The organism is Aeromicrobium sp., from assembly GCF_025965075.1.
GTDB lineage: Bacteria > Actinomycetota > Actinomycetes > Propionibacteriales > Nocardioidaceae > Aeromicrobium.
Window position 1 is genome coordinate 1 of the sequence record NZ_JAOPXQ010000131.1, and the last position, 10,161, is coordinate 10,161.

Below are 10,161 nucleotides of genomic sequence, written 5' to 3' on the forward strand. Positions count from 1 at the left end.
TGATGAGCCAGCCCGCCGCGTGGTCGGTGCCGGTCGGCTTCGGGCTCATGATCGGGGTCTCGCTGCTGACCCGCAGGGGCGTCCCCGCCAACGTCTCGCGCACGATGGTCCGGCTGCACACGCCCGAGCGCCTCGAGGTCGATCGCCGCTACTGAGCCGTTCGTCGCGCCGGACCGACCGTTCGTCGCACGACCTCGACCGCACGCCGCAGCGCGTGCGGCCTCCACCGCAGCCGGGGTCCGGTGATCTGGCTCACACCCCCGCGCGCTCCTACCGTCGGTGGTGGCGCGATCCGCGCCGTCCGCCCTACTCACGATTGAGGTGACCCACGGTGGTGGAGAAGATCACGCCGCAAGCACACGAGGCCTATCAACGCATCCACGCCTCCGACGAGTTCGCCGAGCTCAAGCGCTCCTACCTGCGATTCGTCGTCCCGCTGACCATCGCCTTCATGGCCTGGTACCTGCTCTACGTCCTGCTCTCGATCTACGCAGGCGACTTCATGGGGCACGTCCTGTTCGGCAACATCAACGTCGCCCTGGTGTTCGGCCTCCTGCAGTTCGTCACGACGTTCGGCATCGCGATCTGGTACGCGATGTTCGCGGCCCGGCGGATGGACCCCATCGCGGACAAGCTCCGTGACGAGTACGAAGAGGAGATCGAGCGATGAGCACCACCGCCACCGTCCTGCGGGCCGCGACCGACGACGGCAGCAACCAGCTCCTCACCGGGTCCCTGTTCATCGTGATCGTCCTGATCACGGTGGCCATCACGTTCTGGGCCAGCCGCAACAACAAGACGGCGGCCGACTACTACGCCGGCGGGCGCAGCTTCACCGGCGCGCAGAACGGCTTCGCCGTCGCCGGTGACTACATGTCGGCGGCGTCGTTCCTCGGCATCTCGGGGGCGATCGCGCTGTCCGGCTACGACGGCTTCCTGTACTCGATCGGCTTCCTCGTCGCCTGGCTCGTCGCGCTGCTGCTCGTCGCCGAGCTGCTGCGCAACTCCGGCCGGTTCACGATGGCCGACCAGCTGGCGTTCCGGATGCGTCAGACGCCGGTCCGCACCGCCGCGGCGACGTCGACCGTCGTCGTGTCGATCTTCTACCTGCTGGCGCAGATGGTCGGTGCGGGCGCCCTGGTGGCGCTGCTGCTCGGCGTCGACAGCCAGACCGCGAAGAACCTGACGATCGCCGGCGTCGGCGTCCTGATGATCTTCTACGTCACGGTCGGTGGCATGAAGGGCACGACGTGGGTCCAGATCGTCAAGGCCGTGCTCCTGATGGTCGGCACGATCCTCATCACGGTCCTGGTGCTCGCGAAGTTCGACTTCAACATCAGCGACATGCTCGGCACGGCCGCCGAAGAGAGCGGGGCCGGCAAGGCCTTCCTCGAGCCGGGCCTCAAGTACGGCGTCTCGACCGAGGCGAAGATCGACTTCATCTCCCTCGGCCTCGCCCTCGTGCTCGGCACCGCGGGGCTGCCGCACATCCTGATCCGGTTCTACACCGTCCCGACCGCCCGCCAGGCCCGCAAGTCGGTCCTCTGGGCGATCGGCCTGATCGGCTCGTTCTACCTCATGACGCTGGTCCTCGGCTTCGGCGCCGCGGCCCTGGTCAAGGGGGACAAGAAGGCCGAGATCGCCGACTCGGGCGGCAACCTGGCCTCGCCGCTGCTGGCCGAGGCCGTGGGTGGCGGGTCCGGCTCGACCGGTGGCGCCATCCTGCTGGCATTCATCTCGGCGGTCGCGTTCGCGACGATCCTCGCGGTCGTCGCCGGGCTGACCCTGACCTCGGCCTCCTCCGTGGCGCACGACATGTACGCCAACGTGTGGAAGAAGGGCAAGGTCACCGAGCAGCAGGAGGTCAAGGTCGCCCGCCTCGCGGCGTTCGTGATCGGTGGCATCGCGATCGCGCTGTCGATCCCGGCGCAGAAGCTCAACATCGCGTTCCTGGTGGCACTGGCCTTCGCGGTCGCTGCCTCGGCGAACCTGCCGGCACTGCTGTACAACCTGTTCTGGCGCCGGTTCAACACCCGCGGCGCGGTGTGGAGCATCTACGGCGGCCTGATCTCGTGCGTCGGGCTGGTGATCTTCTCGCCGGTCGTCTCGGGCTCGGAGACCGCCATGATCACGGGGGCCGACTTCAGCTGGTTCCCGCTGGCCAACCCCGGCATCATCTCGATCCCGCTCGGCTTCTTCTTCGGCTGGCTGGGCACCGTGACGATGCGCGACTCCGACGCCGAGGCGCGCTACGTCGAGCTCGACGTCCGCTCCATGACCGGAGCCGGCTCGGAGAAGTAAGGGGGCGCCTCGCTCCGTTCGGCACCACAGGCCGAGCGGAACGAGGCATGCGCCCGAGCACCAGCCTTCGCTCGCTGCGCTCGCTCGGCCCACGGTCGGGCGAGCGCGGTGGCAACCTCGGCGCAACCGGGGTGACCCCATCGTGTGGGCTGGGCCACAATGCACGTAGACGTCAAACGATCCAGGAGCACCCGTGACCGAGCAGAACATCAGCAACCTGTCCCACGAGGATCGGGTCTTCGACCCGCCGGCCGACCTTGCGGCGAACGCCAACGTGACGGTCGAGGTCTATGACGAGGCCGCCGCGGACCGGCCGGCGTTCTGGGGCAGGCAGGCCGAGCGGCTCGACTGGGGCACCCCGTTCACCGAGGTGCTGGACTGGTCGAACGCTCCGTTCGCGAAGTGGTTCGTCGGTGGGACGCTCAACGCCGCCTACAACTGCGTCGACCGGCACGTCGAGGCCGGCAACGGCGACAAGGTCGCGCTGCACTTCGTCGGCGAGCCCGAGGGCGACACCCGCGACATCACCTACGCCGAGCTGCAGGACCTGGTGTCCCAGGCCGCCAACGCGCTGATCGACCTGGGCGTGCAGACCGGTGACCGGGTCGCGATCTACCTGCCGATGATCCCCGAGGCGGTCATCGCGATGCTGGCCTGCGCGCGGCTCGGCGCCCCGCACACCGTCGTCTTCGGCGGCTTCAGCGCCGACGCGCTGTCCAGCCGGATCCTGGACTGCCAGGCCAAGGTCGTCATCACCGCCGACGGCGGCTACCGCCGCGGCAGCCCGTCGGCGCTCAAGCCCGCCGTCGACGAGGCGCTGGAGAAGTGCCCCGACGTCACCGGCGTCCTGGTGGTGCGCCGCACCGGCCAGGACGTGGAATGGACCGAGGGCCGCGACGTGTGGTGGCACGACACCGTCGACCAGGCCTCGACCGATCACACGCCGGAGATGTTCGACGCCGAGCACCCGCTGTACGTCATGTACACGTCGGGCACGACCGGCTCCCCCAAGGGCATCCTGCACACCACCGGCGGCTACCTGGTGCAGTCCGCGTGGACGTTCTGGGCGGTGTTCGACTACAAGCCCGACGACATCTACTGGTGCACCGCGGACGTCGGCTGGGTCACCGGCCACTCCTACATCGTCTACGGGCCGCTGGCCAACGGCGCGACCCAGGTGCTCTACGAGGGCACCCCCGACACCCCGCACAAGGGCCGCTGGTGGGACATCATCGAGCAGTACAAGGTGACCCTGTTCTACACCGCGCCCACCGCCGTGCGGACGTTCATGAAGTGGGGCGAGGACATCCCCGCCAAGAGCGACCTGTCCTCGCTGCGGATCCTGGGCTCGGTCGGTGAGTCGATCAACCCCGAGGCGTACGTCTGGTACCGCGACAACATCGGCGGCGGACGCACCCCCATCGTCGACACGTGGTGGCAGACCGAGACCGGCGCCCACATGATCAGCCCGCTGCCCGGCGTCACGTCCGCCAAGCCCGGCTCGGCGATGACCGCGATCCCCGGCATCGCCGCCGAGGTCGTCGACGACGCCGGCAACCCGGTCGACAACGGTGAGGGCGGCTACCTCGTCATCACCGAGCCGTGGCCGTCGATGCTCCGCACGATCTGGGGCGACGACGACCGCTACAAGGAGACCTACTGGTCGCGCTGGCCGCAGTACTACTTCGCCGGTGACGGCGCCCGCAAGGACGAGGACGGCGCGATCTGGCTGCTCGGCCGCGTCGACGACGTCATGAACGTCTCGGGGCACCGGCTGTCCACGACCGAGATCGAGTCCGCCCTCGTGTCGCACCCCAAGGTCGCCGAGGCCGCCGTCGTCGGCGCCACCGACGAGACCACCGGCCAGGCCGTCGTGGCGTTCGTGATCCTGCGGGAGTCCGCGGGCGACGGGGGCGAGGACGTCATCAAGGAGCTGCGCGACCACGTCGGCCACCAGATCGGGCCGATCGCCAAGCCCCGCACCATCATGGTCGTCCCCGAGCTGCCCAAGACCCGCTCGGGCAAGATCATGCGCCGCCTGCTGCGCGACGTTGCCGAGAACCGTGAGGTCGGCAACACCACGACCCTGGCCGACGCCGGCGTCATGGACCTCATCAGCAGCGGCATGCAGACCGCCAAGGACGACGACTGACCGATCGACCGCCCGCCTGCCGCCCGCCCGCCTCGCTGGGCGTGACGTTTGCGCCCCTGATCGGCCCGATTCGGGGCGCAAACGTCACTCCCAGCGGTTCCGGAGGGTGGGGCGGGGCGCAGTGTTGGTCACATGCACAGGCGGGGGACGGGTTCCGTTCAGGTTGGGATCAGGTTCGCTGGGCATCCTGAAGGCATGGAGACGACGACCATGACCTCACCCGCCGTGTCGACCGCGCCCCACCCCCGCGTCCGCAAGGACCTGATCGGCGGTCTCGCCGTCCTCGCCGCCGTGATCGGCGGCCACCTGCTGTGGTTCGTCTCCGACGCGGGAATCCTCGCCGCGCTCGGCTGACCCGCTGACCTGCGCGACCCCCTGACTCACTTGTAGGCTCCCGGGTATGAGCTCAGTGGACGAACCGACCATCGGCCGACTCGTCGGCGACATCAGCCGCGACATCTCCGCCCTGGTGCAGAAGGAGATCCAGCTCGCCAAGAGCGAGCTCAGGGTCAGCGCCAAGGCCGGTGGCATCGGGACCGCGATGATCCTGACCGCAGCCTTCTTCGGCCTGCTCGTCATCGTCCTGCTGTCGATCGCCGCGGCCTACTTCATCGTCATGGCCGGACTCGACCCGGCGTGGGCGTTCCTCATCGTCGCCGGGTTCTACGTCCTGCTGGCCGCCGGCCTGATCCTTGTCGCGGTCCGCGCGCTCAAGAAGATCAAGGCACCGGAGAAGACCATCGCCACCGCCAGCAAGATCCCCGCTGCGCTGAAGGGCCAGTCGTCGACCCGCGAGGTCGTCGAGCCCGCCAGCCCCACGGGACGTCATGCCAGGTGAGGCCCCCAGGCCTCAGGCCCGCTGACGTCCCATGATCGCGCGGCCGGCGAGCCCGACCACGACGGCGACCGCGCCGCAGACCGCGATCGACGTCAGCCACCCGGCCAGCGAGTCCGACGCTCGGTCGGCGAGGAGCGTCTGGAGCGTGCGGGCGAAGCCGGTCTGACCCTCGGTCCGGTCCAGCACCTCGGGCGCGAGCACCGACGACGCGACCCGCAGGACGCCCGCCACGACGATCGCCCCCAGGCCGAGTCCCGCGATCGCGAGCGGCCGGCTGCGCGCGGCGAAGAACGAGGCGGCCACCGCGATCACGACGACCAGCAGCCCCAGCAGCCCGAACGTCCGGGACTGGTCCAGCCGCGCGACCTGTGTCCGGTCCTGCTCGGTGCCGACCGGCACGACGAGGTCCGCCGGCACCGCCAGCGAGACCGGCAGCAGGTCCCCGAGCCGGCCCGTGAGGAACTCCGCCATCGGCGCGACCTGCACCGTCAGCGGACCCGTCCCGCCGTCGAACGCCGAGGTGTGGAAGCTGCGCTGGGTGTCCTCCCACGCCGAGACGAAGCCCGGCCGGTTCGACGTCGACCGCGCGACCACCGTCATGGCGGAGCTCGCCGCCTCCTGCAGGCGTTCCGGCAGCAGCCCGCGACTGACGAAGTCATCCGCCAGGTAGTCCGCGAACGCCGACTGCAGCTCCTCGTCGGTGGCCAGCCGGCTGCTGAACGTGACGTAGCCGTCCTCGTCCGCGACGTTGGCCGACACCCACAGCAGCGGCACCGTCACCAGCGCCGCGACGAGCGCCACGAGCCCCGCGACGAACGAGGTGAACGGCCTCATGCGCAGCCACCGGTCGAGACCGCGCTCGTCGCGGTCGCCCCCTCGCGGGCGTCCGCCGCGACCTGCTCGGCCGTCAGGGCGTACCCCGTGGACTTGTCACTGACCGACGCCGCGAAGATCACCCCGAGCACCTTGCCCTCCTCCGACAGCAGTGGACCGCCGGAGTTGCCCGAGCGGACGAGGCCACGGACCGAGAACGTCTCCCGCACGACCTGGCCCCGATCGTAGATGTCGGGGCTGCGCAGACGCATCTGCGTACGGATGCGGGCGGCCCGCGCGTCGAACGGCCCGTTCTCGGGGTACCCCAGGATCGCGGCCGGCTGGCCGGCCTCCCCGCCCGTGTCGAACGCCAGCGGCTCCAGCCCGAGGCCCTCGACCGCCAGCACCGCGACGTCGAGCTTGCGGTCGAACAGGACGACCCGCGTCGGCACCTGCTGACCGTTGATCACGACGGCGGGCGACTCGACGCCGGCGACGACGTGGGCGTTGGTCATGATGCGGCCGTCGGAGTAGGCGAAGCCCGATCCCTCGACACCCCGGTCGCACGAGGCCTGGCCGAGGATCTTGACGACGCTGTCCCGCGCCGCCCGCACGCCCGGGCTCGCGAGGGTCTTATCGTCCGGCGCCTTGACCGCCGTGATCTCCTCGTCCTCGAACGGGTCGATGTAGCGGGGGAACAGGTTGGCGTCCAGCACCTCGTTGAAGGAGCGGAGCACCGTCGTCGCCTGCATCGGCATGACCCCGTCGACCCGGTCGAGGATCGCGGAGTCCCGCGACGCCGTCGAGAGGTAGGGGATCGTCGTGCCGCTGACCGAGTAGCCCAGCGCCCACGCCGCGCACAGCACCGCCACGATGCTCAGCGCGCTGCCGGCGACGGCATCGACCCAGCGCAGCGGCCGCCACTTCAGGCCGTCGCGCAGGCCCGTGCCGACGAACGTGCCGATCGCCTGGCCGATCGCGCCGGCGCCGATCACGAGTCCGAGGGCCAGCAGCGACGACGAGAGCGTCGGGGTGCCGTCGGACAGCAGCTTCGGGACGATCGCGACCGCCAGCAGCCCGGCCACCAGCAGGCCGATCGTGGCGATCAGGTTGACGACGAAGCCCTGGAAGTAGCCCGAGATGGCGTACGCGATCAGGACCAGCACGATGATCAGGTCGAGTGAGTTCATGGCAGCTCGGGCAGGGGTCGGGTGACGCTGTCGTCCCACGGCTGCTCCCAGCCCAGGACCTCGAACAGCCGGGAGATGACGCCGGCCGTGAAGCCCCACAGCGGCATCGGCGTGCCGACCTCGAACGCCGGACCGCGCCAGCCCGACGGGTGGGTCACGCTGAACCGGTTGTCGGGGTCGACGAGCCGGCGGATCGGCTGGTGGATGACCGTGACGACCTCGAGGTCACTGACCGGCAGGAGTGGCTTGGGCTCGCGCCAGAAGCCCAGCACGGGGGTCACGGCGAAGTTGCTGGGCGGCAGCCACAACGTCGGCAGGGTCCCGAAGACGTCGACGGTGGTGGCGTCGACCCCGACCTCCTCCTCGGCCTCCCGCAGCGCGGTCGCCGCGGCGTCGACGTCACCCGGGTCGGACTTGCCGCCCGGGAACGCGATCTGCCCCGCGTGGTTGCGCATCGTCGAGGACCGCTCCGTCAGGAGCAGCTCCGGCCCGTGCTCGCCCTCGGAGAACAGCATCAGGACGGCGGCCGGGCGGGCGGCGGCGGGGACGCTGGGGAAGTTGGGCGACAGCTGCTCGGCCTCGACCGAGGACGCGAGCTCGGCGAGCGGCCGCAACCATGCCGGCAGGCTGTCCACCGTCATGGCGCCACTCCCAGGTGTCGTTCGATCGCGGCCGTCAGGTCGGCGTACGAACGGAACGACGTACGCTCCGTGGCGACCATTCTTCCCTGCGCGTCCACGAACACGGTCTGCGGCAGGCCCACGACCCCGAACGGCCTGCGCGTCTCGCCCGACCGGTCGACCAGGAGCGGGTACGTCACGCCGGTCGAGCGGGCCAGCTCGAGAGCGTGGTCCGGGGCCGAGTCGTCGAAGTCGATGCCGACGACGCGGACCCGGTCGCCGTACGCCTCGTCGGCGCGGGCCAGCAGCGGCAGCTCGGCGCGGCACGGTGCGCACCAGCTGGCCCAGAGGTTGATGACGGTCGGGGTGCCGGTCAGGCGGGCGAGGTCGACGTCCCGGCCACCGCCGAGGCACGCCAGGGTCAGCTCCGGCAGGTCGGTCGCCGCCTTCGCCCCCGGCGCGGGACAGTCCCGGATGCCGGCCGCCTGCTTGGCGGCGGCCAGCTCGTCGGCCGGGACGGTCGGCGCCGATCCCCCGCCGAACGTCGGCTTGGTGCCGGTCGGCTCCGACGACCCGCACGCCGCCACGGCCAGCAGCACCGCCACGGCCAGCGCGGCGCGGATCCTCATGCCGGCCCCTGCGTCGTGACGAGGGCCGCGGCCTCGACGGGGTCGATCGGGCCCGTCCCGAACGCGGGGCACCAGTGCGCGACGGGGCACGCGCCGCACGCCGGCTTCTTGGCATGGCAGCGGCGCCGGCCGTGCCAGATCAGGCGATGGCTCAGCATCGTCCAGTCGCTGCGCGGGAACAACGCCCCCACGGCGTGCTCGACCTTGACCGGGTCGCCCAGGATGTCCTCCGGCACCCACGCGAACCGGCGGACGAGCCGGGCGAAGTGGGTGTCGACCGTGATGCCCGGGACGTCGAACGCGTTGCCGAGCACGACGTTGGCGGTCTTGCGGCCGACGCCGGGCAGGGTCACGAGGTCGGCGAGCCGGCCGGGGACCTCACCGTCGAACCGCTCGACCAGCACCGCCGACAGGCCGAGCAGGCTGGTGGTCTTGGCCCGGAAGAACCCGGTCGGCCGGATGATCTCCTCGAGCTCGGCCCGGGGCGCAGCGGCCATCGCCACGGCGTCCGGGAACGCCGCGAACAGCGCCGGCGTGATCGCGTTGACGCGCCGATCCGTCGTCTGTGCGGACAGCACCGTCGCGACGAGGAGCTCGAACGGGGTGCGGAAGTCCAGCTCGCAGCCGGCCTCCGGATAGGTCTCGGCGAGCACGCGGTTGATCTTGCGGGCCCGGCGGACGAGTGCCGTGTCCGGTCGCGTCACGGGGGTCGGCACGCCCTCAAGCGTACGTCCCTCGGCGCGTATCTTCGCGAGAGCGCCCTTCATGTGGGAAACTTCGCAAGGGTGCACACACTGTGACCTCTGTGACACGACGATAGGGAAGTCCCGTGACCGACGACGTTCTCCGCCAGGCACCGCTGTTCTCCGGCCTCGATGACGAGGTCGCGCAGACGCTCGAGAGCTCGATGTCGTCGCTGAGCCTGCGCCGCGGCGAGATCCTGTTCAGCGAGGGCGACGACGGCGATCAGCTGTACGTCGTCACCGACGGCAAGATCAAGCTGGGCCGCACCTCGCCCGACGGTCGCGAGAACCTGCTCGCGATCCTCGGACCCGGACAGATGTTCGGCGAGCTGTCGTTCTTCGACCCGGGCCCGCGCTCGGCCACCGCCACCGCGGTCACCGACGTCGAGCTCAAGGGCTTGGGCCACGAGGCCCTGAGCCCCGTGCTCAACGCACACCCCGACGTCGCCCACGCGCTGCTCAACCAGCTCGCCGGCCGCCTGCGCCGCACCAACGAGGTCGTCGGCGATCTTGTGTTCAGCGACGTCCCCGGCCGTGTCGCCAAGGCGCTGCTCGACCTGGCCTCGCGCTTCGGCCGCCGCGCCGACGACGGCATCCACGTCAACCACGACCTCACGCAGGAGGAGCTCGCCCAGCTGGTCGGCGCCTCCCGCGAGACGGTCAACAAGGCCCTCGCCGACTTCGCATCGCGCGGCTGGCTGCGCCTCGAGCCCCGCTCTGTGGTCATCCTCGACCTCGAGCGCCTCCAGCGCCGCGCCCGCTGACCCAGATTTGGTCAAAGGTGCACCACGTCTTCGACGTTCCTCGTGCACTATCGACCACAGCTGGGTCGGGCCAGGGCCCTGCGCACCCGCCGCGCTACGGCATCGAGGTCG

Annotated in this window: 11 protein-coding genes; 6 read left to right on the top strand and 5 right to left on the bottom strand. The window is 70.6% G+C overall.

Translation table 11 applies throughout. The features are described 5' to 3' along the window. Window positions 1–331: 331 nt before the first annotated feature. The 5 genes from JWQ91_RS08260 to JWQ91_RS08280 all read left to right on the top strand — a co-directional run bounded on the left by JWQ91_RS08260 (window position 332) and on the right by JWQ91_RS08280 (window position 5,291). Entirely contained in the window at window positions 332–670 is a 339-nt protein-coding gene (locus tag JWQ91_RS08260; RefSeq protein ID WP_297782385.1) for a DUF485 domain-containing protein, read from the top strand. Further along, entirely contained in the window at window positions 667–2,301 is a 1,635-nt protein-coding gene (locus JWQ91_RS08265; RefSeq protein WP_297782386.1) for a cation acetate symporter, read from the top strand. Before JWQ91_RS08260 ends, JWQ91_RS08265 begins: the two co-directional genes overlap by 4 nt. Window positions 2,302–2,494: 193 nt before the next feature. Next, on the top strand, window positions 2,495–4,453 hold the full coding sequence (gene acs / locus JWQ91_RS08270) for an acetate--CoA ligase (RefSeq protein ID WP_297782387.1): 1,959 nt from the start codon (window positions 2,495–2,497) through the stop codon (window positions 4,451–4,453). A gap of 195 nt (window positions 4,454–4,648) precedes the next feature. Next, complete coding sequence (locus tag JWQ91_RS08275; protein ID WP_297782388.1) at window positions 4,649–4,807, top strand: hypothetical protein; 159 nt, start codon at window positions 4,649–4,651, stop codon at window positions 4,805–4,807. Window positions 4,808–4,853: 46 nt separating this feature from the next. Next, on the top strand, window positions 4,854–5,291 hold the full coding sequence (locus tag JWQ91_RS08280; RefSeq protein ID WP_297782389.1) for a phage holin family protein: 438 nt from the start codon (window positions 4,854–4,856) through the stop codon (window positions 5,289–5,291). 12 nt (window positions 5,292–5,303) lie between these two features. Here JWQ91_RS08280 and JWQ91_RS08285 read toward each other — a convergent pair whose 3' ends face one another. Genes JWQ91_RS08285 through nth form a run of 5 tightly spaced genes read right to left on the bottom strand, consistent with a single transcriptional unit; the run spans window position 5,304 to window position 9,259 of the window. Further along, window positions 5,304–6,125, bottom strand: coding sequence for a hypothetical protein (locus tag JWQ91_RS08285; RefSeq protein ID WP_297782390.1), 822 nt, complete (start codon window positions 6,123–6,125; stop codon window positions 5,304–5,306). Further along, window positions 6,122–7,294, bottom strand: a complete 1,173-nt coding sequence (locus tag JWQ91_RS08290) for a MarP family serine protease (protein WP_297782391.1) — start codon at window positions 7,292–7,294, stop codon at window positions 6,122–6,124. Before JWQ91_RS08290 ends, JWQ91_RS08285 begins: the two co-directional genes overlap by 4 nt. Beyond that, window positions 7,291–7,935, bottom strand: a complete 645-nt coding sequence (locus tag JWQ91_RS08295; RefSeq protein WP_297782392.1) for a CoA pyrophosphatase — start codon at window positions 7,933–7,935, stop codon at window positions 7,291–7,293. Before JWQ91_RS08295 ends, JWQ91_RS08290 begins: the two co-directional genes overlap by 4 nt. Further along, a complete protein-coding gene (locus JWQ91_RS08300) occupies window positions 7,932–8,543 on the bottom strand; it encodes a TlpA disulfide reductase family protein (RefSeq protein WP_297782393.1) in 612 nt (203 codons plus the stop codon). Before JWQ91_RS08300 ends, JWQ91_RS08295 begins: the two co-directional genes overlap by 4 nt. Continuing rightward, complete coding sequence (gene nth / locus JWQ91_RS08305; RefSeq protein ID WP_297782394.1) at window positions 8,540–9,259, bottom strand: endonuclease III; 720 nt, start codon at window positions 9,257–9,259, stop codon at window positions 8,540–8,542. The genes JWQ91_RS08300 and nth overlap by 4 nt, the downstream gene beginning before the upstream one ends. Before the next feature lie 113 nt (window positions 9,260–9,372). Here nth and JWQ91_RS08310 point away from each other — a divergent pair, with 113 nt between their 5' ends. Next, complete coding sequence (locus JWQ91_RS08310; RefSeq protein ID WP_297782395.1) at window positions 9,373–10,050, top strand: Crp/Fnr family transcriptional regulator; 678 nt, start codon at window positions 9,373–9,375, stop codon at window positions 10,048–10,050. Window positions 10,051–10,161 lie beyond the last annotated feature (111 nt).

Excerpts from the sequence above, each read along its gene's own strand:
- JWQ91_RS08285 (WP_297782390.1), bottom strand. The coding sequence starts at position 6,125 with ATGAGGCCGTTCACCTCGTTCGTCGCGGGGCTCGTGGCGCTCGTCGCG.
- JWQ91_RS08300 (WP_297782393.1), bottom strand. The coding sequence starts at position 8,543 with ATGAGGATCCGCGCCGCGCTGGCCGTGGCGGTGCTGCTGGCCGTGGCG.
- JWQ91_RS08265 (WP_297782386.1), top strand. The coding sequence starts at position 667 with ATGAGCACCACCGCCACCGTCCTGCGGGCCGCGACCGACGACGGCAGC.
- JWQ91_RS08275 (WP_297782388.1), top strand. The coding sequence starts at position 4,649 with ATGGAGACGACGACCATGACCTCACCCGCCGTGTCGACCGCGCCCCAC.
- JWQ91_RS08295 (WP_297782392.1), bottom strand. The coding sequence starts at position 7,935 with ATGACGGTGGACAGCCTGCCGGCATGGTTGCGGCCGCTCGCCGAGCTC.
- JWQ91_RS08290 (WP_297782391.1), bottom strand. The coding sequence starts at position 7,294 with ATGAACTCACTCGACCTGATCATCGTGCTGGTCCTGATCGCGTACGCC.
- JWQ91_RS08280 (WP_297782389.1), top strand. The coding sequence starts at position 4,854 with ATGAGCTCAGTGGACGAACCGACCATCGGCCGACTCGTCGGCGACATC.